This window comes from Maricurvus nonylphenolicus (assembly GCF_042854845.1).
GTDB classification, from domain to species: domain Bacteria; phylum Pseudomonadota; class Gammaproteobacteria; order Pseudomonadales; family Cellvibrionaceae; genus Maricurvus; species Maricurvus nonylphenolicus.
In genome coordinates this window covers 5207274-5226262 of the sequence record NZ_AP031498.1, presented here as the reverse complement: position 1 = coordinate 5226262, position 18989 = coordinate 5207274, and the positions used below count along the sequence as shown (strand labels likewise).

19 protein-coding genes are annotated in these 18989 nt (G+C 50.0%); 12 read left to right on the top strand and 7 right to left on the bottom strand.

The window, feature by feature from the left end:
* Positions 1-32 precede the first annotated feature (32 nt).
* Positions 33-1010 carry an integron integrase gene (locus ACGHZ6_RS22630; protein ID WP_390616332.1) on the bottom strand — a complete coding sequence of 326 codons (978 nt, stop codon included), beginning with the start codon at positions 1008-1010 and terminating at the stop codon, positions 33-35.
* Positions 1011-1210: 200 nt separating this feature from the next.
* Here ACGHZ6_RS22630 and ACGHZ6_RS22625 point away from each other — a divergent pair, with 200 nt between their 5' ends.
* The 8 genes from ACGHZ6_RS22625 (at position 1211) to ACGHZ6_RS22590 (ending at position 6414) form a co-directional block, all read left to right on the top strand.
* The gene (locus tag ACGHZ6_RS22625) at positions 1211-1411 is read left to right on the top strand and encodes an addiction module protein (RefSeq protein WP_390616331.1); all 201 of its coding nucleotides are present in this window, start codon (positions 1211-1213) and stop codon (positions 1409-1411) included.
* Positions 1411-1707 (top strand): type II toxin-antitoxin system RelE/ParE family toxin, encoded by a 297-nt coding sequence (locus tag ACGHZ6_RS22620; RefSeq protein ID WP_390616330.1) that lies wholly within the window; start codon positions 1411-1413, stop codon positions 1705-1707. The genes ACGHZ6_RS22625 and ACGHZ6_RS22620 overlap by 1 nt, the downstream gene beginning before the upstream one ends.
* A 187-nt stretch (positions 1708-1894) precedes the next feature.
* Positions 1895-2191 (top strand): hypothetical protein, encoded by a 297-nt coding sequence (locus tag ACGHZ6_RS22615; RefSeq protein ID WP_390616329.1) that lies wholly within the window; start codon positions 1895-1897, stop codon positions 2189-2191.
* Between the two features lie 630 nt (positions 2192-2821).
* Positions 2822-3253 (top strand): hypothetical protein, encoded by a 432-nt coding sequence (locus ACGHZ6_RS22610; protein WP_390616328.1) that lies wholly within the window; start codon positions 2822-2824, stop codon positions 3251-3253.
* 77 nt (positions 3254-3330) lie between these two features.
* Entirely contained in the window at positions 3331-3672 is a 342-nt protein-coding gene (locus ACGHZ6_RS22605) for a hypothetical protein (protein WP_390616327.1), read from the top strand.
* 200 nt (positions 3673-3872) lie between these two features.
* A complete protein-coding gene (locus ACGHZ6_RS22600) occupies positions 3873-4229 on the top strand; it encodes a VOC family protein (protein ID WP_390616326.1) in 357 nt (118 codons plus the stop codon).
* Positions 4230-4361: 132 nt separating this feature from the next.
* On the top strand, positions 4362-5396 hold the full coding sequence (locus tag ACGHZ6_RS22595; RefSeq protein ID WP_390616325.1) for an alpha/beta fold hydrolase: 1035 nt from the start codon (positions 4362-4364) through the stop codon (positions 5394-5396).
* 82 nt (positions 5397-5478) lie between these two features.
* On the top strand, positions 5479-6414 hold the full coding sequence (locus tag ACGHZ6_RS22590) for a class I SAM-dependent methyltransferase (protein ID WP_390616324.1): 936 nt from the start codon (positions 5479-5481) through the stop codon (positions 6412-6414).
* Between the two features lie 4 nt (positions 6415-6418).
* Here ACGHZ6_RS22590 and ACGHZ6_RS22585 read toward each other — a convergent pair whose 3' ends face one another.
* Positions 6419-8035: an ABC transporter substrate-binding protein gene (locus tag ACGHZ6_RS22585; RefSeq protein ID WP_390616323.1), complete on the bottom strand. Its 1617-nt coding sequence runs from the start codon at positions 8033-8035 to the stop codon at positions 6419-6421.
* 67 nt (positions 8036-8102) lie between these two features.
* Here ACGHZ6_RS22585 and ACGHZ6_RS22580 point away from each other — a divergent pair, with 67 nt between their 5' ends.
* The gene (locus ACGHZ6_RS22580) at positions 8103-8531 is read left to right on the top strand and encodes an MAPEG family protein (RefSeq protein ID WP_390616322.1); all 429 of its coding nucleotides are present in this window, start codon (positions 8103-8105) and stop codon (positions 8529-8531) included.
* A 3-nt stretch (positions 8532-8534) separates the two neighbouring features.
* Here the strand turns inward: ACGHZ6_RS22580 and ACGHZ6_RS22575 are convergent, their stop codons facing one another.
* The gene (locus ACGHZ6_RS22575) at positions 8535-9548 is read right to left on the bottom strand and encodes an AraC family transcriptional regulator ligand-binding domain-containing protein (protein WP_390616321.1); all 1014 of its coding nucleotides are present in this window, start codon (positions 9546-9548) and stop codon (positions 8535-8537) included.
* Positions 9549-9714: 166 nt separating this feature from the next.
* Between ACGHZ6_RS22575 and ACGHZ6_RS22570 the strand changes: the two genes are divergently transcribed.
* Positions 9715-10962, top strand: coding sequence for a glutathione S-transferase N-terminal domain-containing protein (locus ACGHZ6_RS22570; protein ID WP_390616320.1), 1248 nt, complete (start codon positions 9715-9717; stop codon positions 10960-10962).
* A gap of 65 nt (positions 10963-11027) precedes the next feature.
* Here the strand turns inward: ACGHZ6_RS22570 and ACGHZ6_RS22565 are convergent, their stop codons facing one another.
* Positions 11028-12191: an iron-containing alcohol dehydrogenase gene (locus ACGHZ6_RS22565; RefSeq protein ID WP_390616319.1), complete on the bottom strand. Its 1164-nt coding sequence runs from the start codon at positions 12189-12191 to the stop codon at positions 11028-11030.
* 158 nt (positions 12192-12349) lie between these two features.
* Here ACGHZ6_RS22565 and ACGHZ6_RS22560 point away from each other — a divergent pair, with 158 nt between their 5' ends.
* Positions 12350-13243, top strand: coding sequence for an AraC family transcriptional regulator N-terminal domain-containing protein (locus ACGHZ6_RS22560; protein WP_390616318.1), 894 nt, complete (start codon positions 12350-12352; stop codon positions 13241-13243).
* A gap of 12 nt (positions 13244-13255) precedes the next feature.
* Here ACGHZ6_RS22560 and putP read toward each other — a convergent pair whose 3' ends face one another.
* Positions 13256-14719 carry a sodium/proline symporter PutP gene (gene putP, locus ACGHZ6_RS22555; RefSeq protein ID WP_390616317.1) on the bottom strand — a complete coding sequence of 488 codons (1464 nt, stop codon included), beginning with the start codon at positions 14717-14719 and terminating at the stop codon, positions 13256-13258.
* Positions 14720-14806: 87 nt separating this feature from the next.
* Here putP and ACGHZ6_RS22550 point away from each other — a divergent pair, with 87 nt between their 5' ends.
* Complete coding sequence (locus ACGHZ6_RS22550; RefSeq protein ID WP_390616316.1) at positions 14807-16012, top strand: serine hydrolase domain-containing protein; 1206 nt, start codon at positions 14807-14809, stop codon at positions 16010-16012.
* Here the strand turns inward: ACGHZ6_RS22550 and ACGHZ6_RS22545 are convergent.
* Positions 16009-16554: an SPOR domain-containing protein gene (locus ACGHZ6_RS22545; RefSeq protein ID WP_390616315.1), complete on the bottom strand. Its 546-nt coding sequence runs from the start codon at positions 16552-16554 to the stop codon at positions 16009-16011. The two genes, ACGHZ6_RS22550 and ACGHZ6_RS22545, sit on opposite strands and share 4 nt — an antisense overlap.
* 178 nt (positions 16555-16732) lie before the next feature.
* Entirely contained in the window at positions 16733-18979 is a 2247-nt protein-coding gene (locus tag ACGHZ6_RS22540; protein WP_390616314.1) for a primosomal protein N', read from the bottom strand.
* Positions 18980-18989: the final 10 nt, after the last annotated feature.

Sequence of the window (18989 nt, the reverse complement as noted above, 5' to 3'; positions counted from 1 at the left end):
GGGCGGATTGGGGGATTTCAAGGCTGGGTGGGTTAGTCGATGTCTGTCCCTAAATCGCTAAGCGGGCTGCGAACAGCGTGGCCGCCGCGGTTTAAGACGTGGGTGTAGATCTCCGTCGTTCTGACATCACTGTGGCCTAATTGGGCTTGTATTGTTCTGATGTCAGCCCCTCGCTCAAGTAAATGTGTAGCAAACGAGTGACGTAAACTGTGGCAGGTAGCGGGTTTATGAATATTTGCCCGCTTAACCGCTGACTTTACGGCCCGCTGAACAGATTGTTCACCAATGTGATGACGGCGTTGTTTGTCGCTGCGTGGGTCGTTGCTAAAGTGCTGTGCGGGGAATAAATACTGCCAACCTAACTCGAAGGGGGCCTTGGGGTACTTCTTGGCCAAGGCATAGGGTAGGTATACGCCGCCCCAGTTGGGTTCCAGCCGGTCTTTTTCAAACAGACTACGGATGTAATTGATATGGTTGCGTAGCACAGGGCAAAGTTCTGGGGCAAGTGTTGTAATGCGTGACTTGCGGCCTTTGCCATCACGCACAAGGACGCTTAAGCGATCAAAATCAATATCCTGAATGCGTAATCTGACGGTTTCCATCACTCTAAGCCCGGAGCCGTACATAAGTGCGGCGCAAAGTTTGGCATCCCCCTGAAGTTGCTGAAACAGGCTAGATATTTCGCTGGGCATTAAAACTGTCGGCAGCTTTTTAGGTGCTTTAGCGCGATGGAAATCACTAAAATCACCCGGGTCTCGATTAAGTACATGACGGTAGGTAAACACAATTGCATTGAGGGCAATTTTTTGCGTGCTGGGGGATACATTCTTATCCAGCGCCAAGTGATTTAAGTAGACTCTTATTTCATTCTCGCCCATGTCCTTAGGGTGGCGCATATTGTGGTAGCGAATAAAATTTACCGTCCAGTGTAAATACGTTTGTTCAGTCTTAATGCTGTAGTTTTTGACGCGAATACAGTCCCTGATTTGCTGAAGAAAAGGCGATTTCATCCCTAAATACCTTGCTGTTTTTATATACAGTATTGGCTTGGTTTGAACGCTGTCAATGATTGCGTTTAAAAACCATAAAAAAGTATCAATATCTTGCTGTGGCACGCTAGTGGCGTGCTGTTGATTAGGGGGGAGTAAGTGCGAGAGATATGCTGTTGGTTTATAATAGGCAGACACTGGTCGTTAAGTTGGTGAAAAGCATGAAAATTCAAGAGCTTAGCAATGCGGAGAAAGTCTCGCTTGCGCAGGAACTCTGGGACAGTGTCATTATCGATCAGCAGGCACTGCCAGTGACTCAAGAACAAATTGAAGAGCTTGATCACAGGTTGGCACAGTTTGATATGGATGAAGATTCTGGCGCGTCCTGGCAAGAGGTTAAAGCAAGGATCTTAAAGACCTAATGGACTACACCCTAAGGATAAGGCCTGCAGCGGAAGCAGATATTCAAGATGCCTATCACTATTACGAAAAATGCCGCAAAGGCTTAGGTAGTGACTTCATACGTTGTATTGAGGCTGCACTTGAAAAAATCACTCAACATCCCACCCACTATCCGGTGGTTCATAAGAATATCCATAGGATATTGGTTCAGCGTTTTCCGTTTGCAATCTTCTTTGTTGTTAAAGGTAATGTACTCGTAGTTCTGGCTCTGTTACACGGCAGCCGGAGTCCGCGCCGATGGAAGGTTCGTGTTTAAATATTTTTTTGCTAGCACTCACTAACTGACGAAATTAATCACGTCAGTTAGTGAGTGCTAGCGGATAACTTATTGAAAGTAAGGGGAAATTCATTTAGGTTGAATTTCTGTTTTGTAGTTATACGTCACGGTGACGTAATTAATCACGTCATCGAGACATAGAATAAGCTGTTATACGTAAATCAGAATGCACGAATATCACAAGATAAAACGTAGTATTGCAGAGATTCTATCTAAGGCAGGCTACGAAGAAGATAAGCCTGATACAGAGCTAGACTATTGTGGTTCTATGCATTGCATATATGCCACAGGCGAAAAGCGGTTCATGATCCTGTGGGATGGTGAGGAAGGTTTTGGTTCCGTTGAGTCTTGGCAAGGTAACAATACTTGGGTAATGCTCGAGCCGATTGTTCCCGAGGGCACTGAGCAAGATTTTAATAATAATCTTACGGCTTTATGCCAAGCAGTTAAGGCGCAGTTGTGAGAAAACGTATAACAAGGCAAGGCAAAATCGCCCTGCGGGCTGGACGCGCTAACGCGCGCCTTTGCTTGCGGCGTTACATATGAAGATGATATGGCCATTTAATTACATAAGATCAAAAGGAGTGGAGAAGTATTTCGTTCTCTCCTTGGTTTTATGCTTTATCTTTTTAAGTTTGACTACTTTTGGTCAGTCTCCGGATTATGATAGCTATATTAGTGATGGCATATTTCGTGTGAGTGTATTGGGTGGCCATGAGTATATCGAGAAACATGAGTGGCTGATTTTCGTAACGTTAGGTCAGCCGTTAACTTTTTTAGCATTTGTTCTTGCTGGCAATATAATACGGTTCCGCATCAACTTGCACCTGTTTGAAGGTGGAGAACTGTCGAGACCAGAGTACTTCTTTAAGTTGTTAATTGGCTTTATGTATGTTTGGTGTTACTTAGTGCCGGTAATGTTTATAATTCTGGCTATATGATTTTTCGAGGTTCTTAATAGCCTTTGTAGGAGCTATGTAACAAGTTTCTCAAACACCGTTACGGCCAAAAACGGCCTCCACTGGACGCGCAAAAAGCGTGCGCCGTTTATAAAAGCGTTATGGTTTGGCAATGGTCAAAAATAGAATAAATTATGATTCATAGATTGCTATTTATTTTTCTTGGATTTTTATATTCCGGTAAAGCTTTCTCGGAGGGTAACTCTGACGTTTTGAAAAGAATTGTTGATATAGAATATATTGAGAATTCTAATAAGCATATAGCATTACCATTAAGAAACGTTGAGGTTCTATCAAAGGCTTATAGCTATGTTCATGATCCAGAGAATAGCTTAGTCAAGTTCGATAATGATTTTTATCATACTAGTTTGTTTGTTCTTAAAGAAGGATATGTTGTAACGTTTGTTATACCTTTTAAGCGCGGTGTTCTAGTGGAGCCGTGGAGCAAATATTATAATCATGTTTCCGTGTACGTCGACTCGACTAGATCTTCTGTGAAACTTATTACCAGTGAAGAGGCAGTTGAGCTGACGAAGGAGCTTGTGGATGATCAGGGTGCTCAATAACAAAGCCAAGAAAAATCGCCGCGAAAAGCGTGGCTGGACCTCGCTGCCTTTGTTGGCGGCGTTAATAAGAGGCACCCTTGAAATCATTATCTGAAAGAATTAATTGGTACAAACAACCAGAAACTAGAAAATGGAAGCGTTTATGGCACTGCGTAGAGCTGTCTCTGATCTCTTTGTCGGCGCTTGTCGTTTTAGTTGTAGTGTATATGTATGGTAATGGAACAAAGCTTCAGCCATTGTTGATGCTCTTCACGGGTATGGTGGCCCTGTCTTCTGCATGTTTGCTTCCATCGTTCTATAGTCTTTCTACTTTCAAAAGGTGGCATATCCAGCTTATTACACTTGGCTTGGGTTCTGGTGCTGGTATTTCAGCAGTGGCTGCATTTGTAGTGTTAGAACTTCAGTATGTGAGTTCATAATAACTAGCATTTATCGTCGTAACAGCGCTGTTACGATCATTAATTTCACTGCCCCCAATAAATATCCTCGCCGCCTTATTGAGCGGCTACATTGGTCGATTGAATTTTTCAAGGCACTGGTCGTTATACCCCTACTGACACACTGTTGTCAGTAGCCTAAAGCTATTATCTGCCTACTATTCAGTAGGAGATAATACACAATGAAAATGAACTACTTTGTTGTTGGCACAAACAACATGGAAGCCGCAACTAAATTCTACGATGCGCTTTTCGAACAGGAATGGCTTGAGAAAATTGCACCAACAGACAGAATGACCTACTGGCTGGGTGAGGATTTTGCATTTGCGCTGGCTATCCCCTTTGATGAAAAATCGGCAACGAATGGTAATGGCACAATGCTTGGCTTTAGTGTTGGATCTACCGAAGACGTTAAAAGGTTTTATAACAAGGCAATTGCATTAGGCGGTACCTGCGAGGGGGAGCCAAATCAGCGTGGGCCTCGTTATTCTGCCTATGTGCGAGATTTGGATAACAATAAACTATGTTTTTCTGATTAGCTACTTCCCCTCTTCGAATATCAAGCTGCTCAATATTACATATATATAATATTTGATTTACAGCTGACTGGGGCCGGCCTAGTCTGATCTCCTATTGTTTAATCAGTGTTAATGATAGATAGGAGATTGGGTATGGCGTCGATCAAAAAATTTGCATGGATGGTATCAGTGCTTATCGCCTTAGGCGTTACGCTTAGTGCATGTAAGGATACAACCCGTGCTGTAAACCCTGATCAACAATTTTCAATCACCATTCCTTTAAAAGAGTGGCGCCAGCAAGCGCAGTTTGCTCAGCTGCTGGGGCATCGTATTGCTTATTGGCAGGCGGGGCCTAAGGGTAAGCCTGTCGTATTACTGATCCACGGTTTTCCCTCGGCGGCCTGGGATTGGCAGGGGCTTTGGCAGCCTTTATCTCGGGACTACCAGGTGGTGGCTTTGGATTTACTCGGCTTTGGTTATTCAGACAAACCTAAAGATTACGCTTACAGTTTGATCGAACAGGCGGATATTGTGATGGCGCTTACCAGGCAGTTGGGTATTGAGCACTTTCATCTGTTGGCTCACGACTACGGTGTCAGTGTTGCCCAGGAACTGTTGGCAAGGCATGGCGATCAGGTTAAAGAGCGTGTGGGAGCAGAGGTTAGTCATCGTGGTTTTCTGTTAAGCCTTGGTTTGCTCAATGGGGGATTGTTTGCGGAAACTCAAAACCATAACCTGGTTATGACTCTGATGAATAGTGCGTTTGGTCCCTGGTTGGTCAAACTGGCGGATGAAGAAAGGTTTTCAGCGCGGTTCGCAGCGGTGTTTGGTCATCAAAGTCAGCCCACTGAGCAGCAGCTGCAATCCTACTGGCAGCTAATTAATGAACAGCAGGGTGTACTGGTTCAGCCTGAGTTAATTGGTTATATCGATGAGCGTTACCAGCATCGTGATCGCTGGGTTGAGTCTATGCAGGCTACCGCAGTGCCCATGCGAATTATCGTTGGGGCTGAAGATAGTTTATCGGGGGATAATGTGCTGCAGCGCTATAGAGAGCTGATCGCCAATGCGGACGGCGTTCGATTGCCTGGTGTGGGTCACTACCCGCAGTTAGAGGCTACAGAGCAAGTGTTGGCGTCCTATCAGGAATTTCTCTCTAACAGCTATTTGTCGAAGGCAAAGCACTAATAGCAGGCTTTTTTTGTTAAAATCAGTCAGTAAAGCACGTAGGCTATTTCGTAGCTGTCATTGACCCAGTAAGAATACATCCATGGCGACTGATTTTTCTCTTTTCAAACAAGAAATTGACAACAACCTTAGCGCCTTGCCAGAGCAGGTGTCACGGGTATTTCATGGTAGAGGGCGATTCTTCCCCGCATTGGACAATATCAATGTCGAGTGGTATCCGCCTGTCTTATTCGTGCAGTGTTATGAGGAGGCACTGGACCCGGATTGTAAGATGGCGCTGGAGGAGGTGTTCGAGGCCAATGCCATGATTGAAACGGTTCTGCTGCAATCGCGGCCCTGGCCTGATGTTGAGAATGAAATCCTGTTTGCTCGATGTATCGATGATCAGCAGCTGCCTCTTGAGTTTGATTCATCCCTGGGTCATGGGCTTAAGTGTAAGGTGAGTTTGGGAGCCAATAGAAACACCGGAGTGTTTCCCGATATGCGCAGCGGCTGGGACTGGGTAAACGAACATGCCGAAGGCAAGCGAGTGCTGAATCTGTTTTCTTACACATCGGTATTCTCATTGTTTGCGCTACAAGGTGGCGCCAAGAAGGTTGTGAATATTGATATGTGCGGCAGTGCAACCAAAACCGCAAAAGCCAACCATGAGTTAAATGGCTTGATGGATGATAGGGTATCGATTTGGAAGAAAGATATTCTTAAGTCCAATAGTCAAATAGCCAAGCAGTCGAAATTTGATATCATTATTCTGGATCCGCCGCCCTTTCAAAAGGGGTCTTTCAGAGGCTGGCCAGATTATCAAAAACTGCTGAGGCGTTGTGGCAAATATTTAAAAGAGGGTGGGGTAATTCTGGCCGCGCTCAATAATCAACAAGTTACCTTTGATGAGTTTCAGCAAGGGGTGGTTGATGCCATGGGTGAGGTGAAATCCATTACCCAGATAGCGCTAGGCGATGAAATAAAAGAGCTGGAAGCGGATAAAGGTCTAAAGCTCGCTCTGATTCAAACGCAATAATGCGTTACACCCGGTAGACACTGCGATTGCGGCCTTCCAGCTTGGCTTCATACAGTGCCAGGTCTGCGCGGTGCAGTAACCTCTCTTCGTCGTCATTGTCTTGTAGGCTGGTGATTCCCAGGCTGATGGTGATGGAGAAGGTTTGATCATTGAAAATTACTTCCGTATTTTCCAGATCCAAGCGTAATCTCTCTGCCAATTGCATGGCTTCGGGTTTGTCGGTGTTGGGGCATGAGATAACAAACTCCTCCCCACCCAGGCGCGCAAAGAAGTCACCTTTGCGGGTGTTGTTGCGCAACACTTGTGCTACACGTCGTAGCGCTTCATCGCCAGCGGCGTGGCCATAACTATCATTTACCTGTTTGAAGTGATCTATGTCGGCAATGATGACAGATAAGACCCCTTTAATTCGACGCGCCTGTTCCACATCACGGGAGAATACTTCCATATAATGGCGCCGGTTGGGAAGTCCGGTTAGTGAATCTGTTCGCGCTTCGTTTTGCAGTTTAAGGTTAGCGTTCTGTAAGTCTTTGGTATGTAGCTGAACTTGGGCTCGCAAGTTAAAGATATGCGCGACAAGAAAGATAGCGGCAACGGCGCAAAAAATTATTGTAATCTGCCGACCGTAAGTCTGTAGTAACGCCCAAATCGTTGTTGAGCTTTCCGGTTGGTAAATAAATTCAGACAGCTCTAAACCGTCTTTCAAGTCGCCTCTGTTAGTAAGTATGTCAGCAATATGTTGCCAGCGCTTTTCGTGCATATAACCCACGGGAACTATGTCTGGCATGATTAATTTGATCGACTCCTGTGCTTCAAAGTTAAGGTGATCACGGGTTTTATGTTGGCTGTTGTACTTTGTCAAAATCATCTCAATGGTTTCTTCCTGATGCTCAATGGCATAGGCCCAACCTTTCAGAGAGGCGTCGAGAAAGTTTTGGACAAGCTCGGGTTCATTGCTGATGAGATTTTCTGTGGTGGTGAGAATATCGCCGTAGAAGTCGACTCCATAGTCGCGTGGTCGAAAAACGGTTAAAGCTACGCCCTGTTGCTGAAAGAAAAACGGTTCGTTAGTGCTGTAGGCGTTGAGGGCTTTGGTTTTTCCGGAGATGAAATTATCGGTGGGATCGTCAATCGGGACGCGTAATAGCTCATCCAAGGTTATCCCTGCATTGTTAAGCATGGTTTCCAGCTCGATATTGTTAAAGCCGGTGCTCAAGCGTACAGCTTTGCCCTTTAAATCATTCAGGGATTGAATGCCCATGTCAGTATTGGTCAGTAAAATCGAGGGCGAGTGCTGAAAGATGGCTGCCAGTGCGACAACGGGCATGCCAGCGGCCCGATAGAGCAGTGTACCGGCATCAGCCACGGCGAACTCTACCTGACCACTTAGCAATTGTTCTACGGGTACTGAGTTAGGGGTTCGCTCTATAACGTTGACCTTTAAGCCAACATCCCGGTAGTAACCATTTTCAATGGCCATGTAGTAGCCTGAAAACTGAAACTGATGCAGCCACTTGAGCTGTAGGGTGACCTCCCTTAATGACTTGTTAGCGGCATCCGCCAGGGTGTTCACCGGGCTCCAGAGGGTCAGCAGGATGAATATCACGCTGAGCCGGATCATTGGGGTTCCCTTCGTTGTTGTCAATGTTGTAACTTATTAGTTTAGTTCAATAAAAAAGAGACACGACATGAACATGGATGCCGCAATAATAACCCCTGTTATCGTCTTAGTTGCCTGGTCAATGGTGATGTGGCTGTGGATGTACCTTACGCGTATTCCGGCGATACAAAGTGCAAAGATGACTCTGGACCCCAATATGCCTCGTGGCGAGCAAATGGCGACCCTGCCTGCCAAGGTGCGCTGGAAAGCCGATAACTACAATCACCTTATGGAGCAGCCTACGGTGTTTTATGCCTTGGCTATTTCTATGGCGGTTATTGGTGAGGGAACGGGTATTAATGTCTATCTGGCTTGGGGCTACGTTATTATCAGGATTGTGCACAGCCTCGTACAAAGCCTGATAAACAATATCGGCTTGCGGTTTTTGTTGTTCGCTCTGTCTAATGTTCCGCTGTTTTGGTTGACCATTAATGCGTTGCTGGCGGTAGCGGGATAGGGTTCAGGTGTTATTTATCTTGTCCCTGTAAACACCGGGGGAGCAGCCATACCAGCGGCGAAAAGCACGGTAGAAATTGCTGTGGTCTTTAAAGCCGAGCTCATAGTGAATGACTTGCAGGTTTACGGTGTGGTCGGCTATGTATTTCGCGGCGAGTGTTTTACGGGTGTCGTCTAACAGTGCGCGAAAGTTTTGATTGTCTGCGCTCAGCTTGCGTTGCAAGGTGCGGGGGGACAAATGCAGAGCATCGGCTACATGTTGTATGTTGGGCTCTCCCTTGGGCAGTAGGGCTTCAATAATATAACTGACCTGATCAGCCAAAGGTGCATCCTTGATGGCTTTGATTGCATGGGCTAATGCCTGCTCGTGTTTTTTAGCGAGTTCAGGGTTGGCAAAAATCAATGGTTGCTCTAAGGCATCCTCGCTGAGTAAAAGATAAGAATCGTCACTCGCAAAAGTCAGTGGGCAATCAAAGCAGGCGAGATAGGGTGCTGTATAGTCAGGTTGCGGATAGCCGAAAGCAATATGCTTGGGGATAATGGCCGGAGAGCTGATGGTTTTTAGTGACTGTGCAATCAGTGACAGGGTCGCGTCATAGCCCTCTCTGGGTGGCGGTAGCCGGTTACCTTTGCCGCGAATAATAATCTTGCAGCCTGCGGCTGTTTCATCGATATGCAGCTCCAGCGCTGTGCCAATCAGTTTGTAATAGGCTCTGGCCTGTACAAGCGCTTCACGCAGATTACTGCTGGATGCAAACCTGATACTTAAGTTGCCGAATGACTCCAGTGTTGAGGCCATATTCATTTTAAGGCCGAGGGCTGGATTGCCCGTTAGCTTAACGGCATCTTGCCACAGGCTGGCAAAGCAATCGGCATCGAAGTAGGCATCAGTCTGTGTTAACAGGGATACATCCAAACCGTTGTCTTTGAACAGGGTGACGGCATCCAGCTTTTCTCTTTGCAATAAATCAAAGATGAGTCGCGCCCAATAGACGGTTAATTGATGCTTTGCTGCCATGGCGAAGAGAGCTGCCTAACTTACCGAGTCTATAACCATAATCGCTAGCCGGGGGCGGGTAAAGGGTGTCGGCAGACAAAAAGATGGCGTAAATCGCTAAGGCCTTTTTTGATCTTAATACGTAGGCTGAACGGATTCTTATGCAGCAGACGTGATAGGTATTTCTATGGGCAGTTCAATCCGGCAGGACGGCGAGTACATTATTTATGGCATGTTTTCGTCATATTTCACGAAAAAGCTTGAGGCCTATTTCCTGGCCAAGGGTATAGCCTATCGGTATGTGGAAATGGATGCGCCTTCCTTTGTGCAGGTAGGGGAGAAGGTGGGCGTGGTGCAGCTGCCCCAGGTTCAGTGCCCTGATGGCAGTTGGCTGACGGATACCACATTGATCATGGAGCACTTTGAGCAGGATAAGTCTCTGCCGGCATTACAGCCTGAACAGCCATTAGCGGCTTTTTTAAGTGAATTTTTGGAAGACTGTTTTGATGAGTGGCTGTGGACGCCGGCGCTCTATTATCGCTGGGCATTTAAAATGGATCGCTTGCGTCGCTCAGAGGAGTTCACCTATTCAATTGGTGCCAATGGGCTGTATCTGCCGCGCTTTTTAAATCGACTGTTTTTGATCTGGCGTCAGTTGCAGGTGCATATCAAAAACAATGGTGTCGTGAGTAAGGCTCATGCGCGCAATGTGGAAGAATTCTATTTGCAGTTGCTGGATATGCTGCAGCCCATTTTTGAAAAGCGCCCCTTCCTGTTTGGCGAACGGCCCTGTGCGGCAGACTTCGGCTTGTTTGGACCTATGTTTCCGCACTTTTCCTGTGATCCCACGCCGCAGGAAATTATGCATGTTCGTGCGCCCCATGTGTTTCGCTGGATTGCCAGGCTGTGGTCTACACGTCCTGCAGAGGTGAGTGCGGCAGCCGAGATTAAAGAGATGCCGGAAGACTTACAGCCGCTGTTGGCAAAAATGGCGGGCGAGTACCTGCCCTATTTGGTGGAAAACCAAAAGGCGTTTTCACGTGACGACAAGTCTACTTCCTACGCATTGGGTGGCCTGCAGTGGCAGGTAAAAACCGCCCCTTACCGGGTGTATTGCCTGGCTCAGTTGCAGACTAAATTCCAACGCTTAAGTGTCGCGGATCAAGCGGCGTGTGAATCGTTATTGGGGCGGCAGGCGATTTCTATTCTTACCGCGCAACCGCAATACCCTGCAGGTATGGAACAGATTACGGCCAGTCAGCCGCTGAAGGGTGATGATAAACAATTACTGACGCGTCTTTGGCAAGATGACAATACGCCGGTTGAGAAACTGTTTGAAAATCGGTTAAAGCGCAGGCCGTCGAAGGCCGCGGTGGAAATAAAGCGCCAGGGGACGTCTTGGTTGCCCCATTACTTTAGGCGTTATCGGGCATAACACCCTGAAATCATATCGATGAAAAGTGCTGGGCCACCAGGCAAAGCCCGGTAGCCCGGCGCGTTTTATTGCACAGCCATCTCTAAAATTTCACGGCTTTGCTCAAGGGTAATGGTGCGGTTTTCACCGAGTTTTACCATGCGGTGAGCTTCAAGCTGGCCGAGAATATTTTCAATGGCCTGCTCCTTGCCTTCGGTGTGCTCGGTCAGTTGGGTGGCAACATCCAGGCTGTGGTAGAAGGCTTCAATGGCATCGACGGTGCGTTCTGCCAGATCGTCACCGGCCGTCAAACCAAACACGTTCTGGCCCATTTGTTCCAGCTTGGCGCGTTTGTCGGCCATCTGGTGTCTGAGTAGCGACGGGTGAATGATGGCCAGTGAGCGGCCGTGATCAACACCGTAAAGTGCGGTGAGTTCATGGCCGATCATATGGGTTGCCCAGTCCTGCGGTACACCGGCGCCGATCAAACCGTTCAGGGCCTGGTTGGCACTCCACATAAGATTGGCTCGCCACTGATCGCCGGATTCTTCCGTGTCGTCACGCTGATGGAATTGCTGACCCAGGGTGTGCAGGGATCGCAGCAGGGCTTCGGCGTAGCCGTCCTGTACTATGGCGCCTGTTGGGGTGTTGATGTACTGCTCGCAGACATGGACCCAGGCATCAACAACGCCGTTGATCAGTTGATGTTCCGGCAGGGTTTTCATTACATCCGGGTCCAGCACCGCAAACTGTGGGCGCACAGCAGGCGCAAAAAATGACAGCTTGTGGTGTGTTTCAGCGCGGGTAATTACTGCACCGGCGTTGGATTCGGAACCGGTGGCTGCCAGGGTCAGCACGGCGCCAACGGGGGTGGCTTTGCTTACGCGTTGCTTGCCGGTGAGTATGTCCCAGCCTGGGCCGTCATAGCAGGCCGCGGCGGCAACATATTTGGCGCCGTCGATCACCGAGCCGCCACCGACGGCCAGGATAAAATCAATCTGTTCTTGTTTGGCAATGGTTACCGCCTTGTCCATGGTTTCCATAGTCGGGTTGGGCTCTACGCCGCTGAATTCCACCCAGGTGTGCTCTTTCAGGGCTTCAACCACCTGATCGTAAACGCCATTGCGCTTAATGGAGCCGCCGCCATAGATAACCAGTACCTTTTGGTTGCTGGGGATATGTTTGCTGATGGTTGCAATTTGACCCTTGCCAAAGCGGATGTGGGTCGGATTTACAAAAGAAAATTCCATAGGGGCCTCATCGTGGATTGGGGTTGAAAAGGTTTGTTGTTAGCATATTAGTGTCATGGGTGGCTGTAAAAAAGACTGATATCTGGAAATTTCTTGCCTAAAACTCTCTATAAGGATATTTTGTTCATTCAATAAATACGTGGGTGCGGAGCTCAACTATGGGTGATTTGGCAGGGCTGATGCAGTCCTATGCGGATCTAAAGTCTCTCAATACGCTGGAGGGATCCTGCCGGACGGCCATTCCGGGGGTGTACTTCTACCGGGCTGCCCAGGGCAGTGGTCGGCAGGCACTGGTGTACCAGTCCGGCATTATTGTCATGGCGCAGGGTCGTAAGGAGATCTACCTGGATGAGCGCAGTGTCTGCTACGGCCCAGGTGATTATCTGGTGCTCGGAGTGCCTCTGCCGCTGGAGTGTGAAGCTTTCAGCGAGGGGGATCTGCCCATATTGAGCTTGTCTATCAATGTTGATTCGCAAACCCTGCACAAGCTGGTAAGCCAGCTCAACGCTGATATCGAAGAGACCGGCAGTTATGTGAGCCGTGATCAGTTGCAGTTGGGCATACGCTCGCAGTGTATGAGTGATGCCATGCAAAACACGTTTCAGCGCTTGTTGTTAGCCTTGCATGACGATACCGAAGCCCGGATTTTGGGCCCCGCCATTGTTGAGGAAATCATCTATCGGGTATTGATTGGTGCCAACGGTCATATCCTGTTTGATCTGGCGCGCCACGATGGCCACTACGCGCGCATCGCCAAAACCCTCAAGTACCTGCATCGCCAGTATGCCGACCCCATTACGGTTGAGGCGTTGGCCGAGCGGGCCAATATGAGTGTGTCGGGTTTCCACCGGGCTTTCCGCCAGGTCACCAGTGAGACGCCTTTGCAGTACTTAAAAAAAGTGCGTTTGAGCAAGGCGCGGGATCTGATCGCATCGGAAGGTCGGCGCGCTAACGATGCGGCCATGCTGGTGGGTTATGCCAGTCCCTCGCAGTTTAGCCGCGAGTTCAAACGTCACTTTAATATGACGCCGAAAGCGATTCAGAACAGTTAAAGCCTTTCCCTGTTAAAGCGGCAGCTGCCGATGACGATCGCTGACGGCGGCTGCGGTCGTGGTGATGCCGCTGACCAGCGCAATGGCAATGACCGACAACACAAACCCCGGCAGCAATTCATAGATATCGAACAGACCGCCGGAGAGATGGCGCCAGACGATAACGGTGATGCCACCGGTCACCACGCCGGCCACGGCACCGGCGCCACTCATGCGGGCCCAGTACAGGCTCAGTAAAATGGCCGGGCCAAAAGCCGCGCCAAGGCCTGCCCAGGCATAGGCCACCACATCCAGGACACTGGCGTTGGGATCCATGGCGAAAGCCACGGCCAGAAGCGCCAGTCCAACCACGGCCAGGCGACCTATCCAGAGTTTGGTATTGGGGCTGGCGTCTTGCCCCCACACGGCATAAATATCTTCCGCCAGGGCACTGCTGGACACCAGCAGTTGTGAGTCGGCGGTACTCATAATGGCTGACAAAATAGCAGCTAGCAGCATGCCGGCAATCAATGGGTGAAACAGGGTTTCCACTGTGGCAATAAAGACCTGTTCACCGTCGGCCAAACCATCGCTTAATATCAGGTGGCCTAGTAGGCCAACACCAATGGCGCCAATAAAACACAGCAACGACCATATCAAGGCAATTGCGGTGGCTGTGCGGGCATCCTCGGGAGCGCGCAGCGCTTTAAAGCGTGCGAGGATATGGGGCTGGCCAAAGTAGCCCAATCCCCAGGCCATGGCACTGATAATCCCCAGCAGGGTGAGTGGTGTACCTGCCGCATCGGTAAACAGCGACAGGTATTTGGTCGCATCTTGTTGCAACATAACCTCAGTGGTTTGCCAGCCTCCCTGCAGGTTAATAATCATGATGGGAACTGCCAGCAGGGCCAGGCACATCAGTAAGCCTTGAAACACATCGGTCCAGGATACCGCCAGAAAGCCGCCAAACAGGGTGTAGGAAATAATAGCCAGGGCGCCGATGACAACTGCCCACTGGTAATCCCAACCAAATACCGCGTGGAATAATTTGCCGCCGGCAATCAGTCCCGAGGCGACATAAAACAGAAAAAATAACAGGATAAAACTGGCGCAAATTATTCGCAGCCAGGGTGATTGAATAGCAAAGCGCCGCTGCAGATAGGTGGGAATGGTGAGGGCATTATCGAGGGCGTGGGTATAAATGCGCAGACGACGAGCCATGCTTAACCAGCAGGCCAGCATACCGATCATTAAGCCGATAGCAATCCAGGCGGCCGACAGACCGGAGGCGTAAGCGGCACCGGGCAAGCCCAGCAATAACCAGCCGCTCATATCGGAAGCGCCGGCGCTTAATGCCGCTACTGCCGGTGGCAATCTGCGCCCGCCGAGAAAGTAATCACTGCTGTTATGGGTTCGGCGCCAGGCAAAAACACCCAGACCAATAACAATGGCCAGGTAAATCAGAAATGTTATTGCCAAGCTGATATCGCCAACCATTCCATGTTTCCTCGTTATTATTTTCTGATATTGTACAGCGTGTGATCGGCCTCTGAATAATAAGGATAAGACCAAAAAGGTGAGACTATGCAGTCAAGTATGCAGAAGGGAAAGGTTTATATAAAGGCGTTGCTGGCTTTGGGGGTATTGGCTGGCTTCAGTGTGACGACGCTATTCGCCACAGGTAATGAACATCTGATTCGCGCTTTTCAATTAACCTATATGAAAGGTCATTCAACGGCGAATATTAATGATCATCGCGATTTTGATACGCAGCTGATTGGTGCAGGTGAACCCCAACCCTGGGCTGAGCACTCAGCTTATAACCAGCAGCCGCTACCCGAAAAATTGCACAAGCTGTTAACCGAGTCGAACTCGGCGGCCTTCCTGGTAATTAAGGATGGTCAACTGTTGGCAGAACACTACTTTGCACCCTACTCGGCGACGAGCAAAACCAATTCGTTTTCCATGGCGAAAACCATGAATACCTTGCTGGTGGCCTCGGCCATTGAGGATGGTTTGATCGAAAGCTTCGACACGCCAGTCGAGCAGTTGATTCCTGAATTAAAAGGCCGCGCCGATGGTGTCACCCTGGCGCATTTGTCGGCCATGACTTCGGGGCTGGAGTGGACGGAAAATTATTACTCGCCCTTATCGCCAGTGGCCAAGCTGGTGTACGGCTATGATGTTGAGTCCTATGTATTGCAGCACGACTACAACGGTAAACCGGGTGAAAATTATTACTACTCCAGTGCCTCTACCCAGGTGTTGGGGGTGGCCCTGCAGCGCGTGCTGGGAGACAAGGGTGTGAGTGAATACCTGGCCGAAAAATACTGGCAGCCGCTGGGTATGAATGACGATGCTTTGTGGCATACCGACAGCAATGGCACCGAGCTGGTGTATTGTTGTGTCAGCACCAATGCCCGCAACTTTGCCAAGTTTGGTCAGCTGTTATTGCAAGACGGTCAATGGCAGGGCGAGCAGTTGGTGGCGGTAGATTTTGTTGAGCGTATGCTGGCACCGGATCGTGAAACCTATTACGGCCATTCCGTGTGGATTGATGATCGCCCGCAGGCAAACTTCAAAGCCATGATCGGTCACCTGGGGCAGTATGTCGCCATGGTGCCTGAGCATAATATGGTAGTGGTACGTTTAGGCGAGTTCCGCCATCCCGATTATGAGAAAACCACCGGCTCACCGATTCCCGATGAGTTGGGTATTTATGTGGATGAAACTATTAAGTGGCTAGCAGGCAATAGCGAGGCTAATGAAATGCAGCAGGCAGGTCTTTAACCTGCCTTGCGTTTTAACAGCAGCGGGTTGATATCGTTTGATACCAGCGTGCTGCGCGCCTGGGCCAGTTTGGAGCGATTCTGAAACGGGCCCACCAATACGCGGTGCCACACTTCACCGTTGCGCACCGTGACCTTTTCGATTTGGGTATCGAGATTCATCAAAATTAATTCAGCGCGCAGGCGATCGGCATCAGCGGCGCGTTTGAAAGAGCCTACCTGAAGAATATATTCCAGGTTATCAACCGGTGCGTTAGTGGGGGCTGTGTTATCCACTTCCGGTACCGGTACTTCACTTTCTTTTAACAGTTTGTAGAAATCAAAGCGCGGCTTGGGAATGGTTTTTTCCGGTTTGGGTTCAGCCTTGGCCACGGTTTTGGCTGGTTGTTCAACTGCCGGGGTAATGCCAGACAGGTGTGCCAAAAACATAATAAACGCACCCAGCACTGTACCGGTAAATAGCCACACCCAACCAGGCACCTGGGATTTAGGCTTGGGCGGTGGGGCTTGTTTTTTAGGTTTTTTGGCAAAATCTTTGGACATGGTCTGGGTACTGACATCTTTATTATATGGAGAGGATTGTAAAGAAATCGGCTCCAGTCTACTAGTTGCTAGAACGCACTTCGAACGGGGTCCGACCCGCAGGGTCGGACCCCGCATTGTGCATGGCGCGGGGTCTGATCCCTGCGGGTCAGACCCCAGGTCGTGGCACCGAATTTAATTAGGCCATATCCTGCGGATCGACATCCACCGACCATCGCACCTTGCGCCCCAGCGGCAATTCATCCAGCTGGGCAATCAACGGCTGTAACAAGCGATGCAAATCCTGACGCTGGCCAGCATTAATCTGCAGCTGATAACGGAAACGCTCATTACGTTTTTCCAGTGGCGCTGGCAGTGGCCCCAAATATTGCAGGCTAACGCTGGACGGAAAAATCTGTTCAGCCAATTGGCGCGCCTGGGTTAAAAACGCCATGGCCTGATGGGCGTTTTTATCTTCGGCGCGCAGCAAGGCCAGGTAACGGTAGGGCGGCAGGTGGGCAATTTGCCGCTCACCCATCAGCTGTTGGGCAAAGTCTGGGTAACCATCGTGCAGCAGGGTTTGCAGTAGCGGGTGGTCACACAGATGGCTCTGAATAATCACCCGGCCGGGTTTTTCGGCGCGACCAGCCCGGCCTGCTACCTGGGTTAATAACTGCCCCATGCGTTCCGGGCCGCGGAAATCGGCGCTGAATAGGCCGCCGTCAGCATCCAGTACCACCACCAGAGTCACATCCGGGAAGTGATGGCCTTTAGCCAGCATTTGGGTGCCTACCAGTATGCAGGGTTCGCCTTTATTGACCTCGTCGACAATGTTCTGCATAGCATCTTTGCGTCTTGTGGTATCGCGGTCAACGCGAATGACAGGAACATCGGGAAACTCATCTTGCAGGGCTGCTTCGCTGCGCTCCGTGCCCAGCCCCACTGCGGTGAGATCTGAACTCAGGCAGCTGTAACACTGATCAACCATACCGCACTGGTAATCACAGTGATGGCAGTGCAGGTGGCGCGGGTGCTGGTGAACAGTCAGGCGCGCATCGCAATTGGGGCAGTGGGCCTGCCAGCCGCAGTCGTGGCACATTAACGTGGGGGCATAACCGCGGCGGTTAATAAACACCAGGGCCTGGTTTCCGGCATCGAGTTCGGTGCGTATCTGCTCCAGGCTCTCTTGGGAAAAGCCTTCGATCAGTGCCTGGCGGCGGATGTCCTGTAGCTCAATCGCAGGCGGTTTGGCATTGCCGGCGCGCTGAGTCAGTTCCAGCAGTTTGAAGCGTTGACGCTCGCAGTTGTGTGCGGTTTCCAGTGATGGCGTGGCGCTGCCCAGTAATAAAGGTATGTGATGCTTTTGTGCGCGAATCGCTGCCAAATCGCGGGCCGAATAACGAAAGCCGTCCTGCTGCTTAAACGACAGGTCGTGCTCTTCGTCGATAATAATCACACCGAGGTTCGGCAGCGGGGTAAACACCGCCGAGCGAGTGCCAATGACAATACTGGCTTCACCGCTTTGTGCCGCCAGCCAGGCTTGCAGGCGCTCGCTATCATTAAGGCCCGAATGCAGGGTGGCAATGGGGGCGTTAAAGCGGTGCTGAAAGCGGCCCAGGGTTTGAGGTGTTAAGCCAATTTCCGGTACCAGTACCAAGGCTTGTTTACCCTGTTCCAGTACCTTGGCAATAGCTTGCAGGTAAATTTCTGTTTTGCCGCTGCCGGTAGCACCGCGGAGTAGGTAGCTGTTGTAGTTGTCGAACTCGACGGCGCTTAGCGCCTGCTGTTGTTCCTCATTGAGTGTCAGTGGTGTTTCGGCCAATAGCGTTTGGCTGTTGTCTTCGAGGCGATCTATCGCCTCAATCAGTCCTTTTTCCTGCAGTCCCTTAAGGATGGGGCGATTGATATCCAGGGCGGCCAACTGACTGGATGACAGGTACTGATGCTTGATCAGATCCAGCGCCTGTTGCTGTTTGGGGGCGCGCTTTAACAGTGCGCCTAGCTCACCGCGGCCTTTGTCCGTCGCTTGCCAAACCTGCTCGCGCTGGCGTTCGGGCGCCTGTCCCTGACGCAGTAGCGTGGGTAGGGTTGTGCTGATGACTTCGCCCAGCGGGTGGTGGTAATAGCCGCTGGCCCATTGGCTAAGCTCGAGGATATCTTCTGTCAGCACCGGGGATTGATCGAGGATTTCGGTGGCAGGCTTAAGTTGTTCGAGCGGAAATTCACTTTCCCCTTTTACTGCGATCAAGATGCCAATCAGCTCCTGGCGCCCAAAGGGTACCTTGATGCGCACACCCGGTTGCAGGCTGTGACAATCGACCGCAGCGGCTGGCTGGGCAAACATATCCTTGGCGGCCCCCGGTGGTTGGTAGCCGGGGGGGAGGTAATCAAATAGGCGGCGCAGCGGCGTGGGCAGAGCAACAACAAGTATGGCGGGCGCTGACATGCAGTCGGGA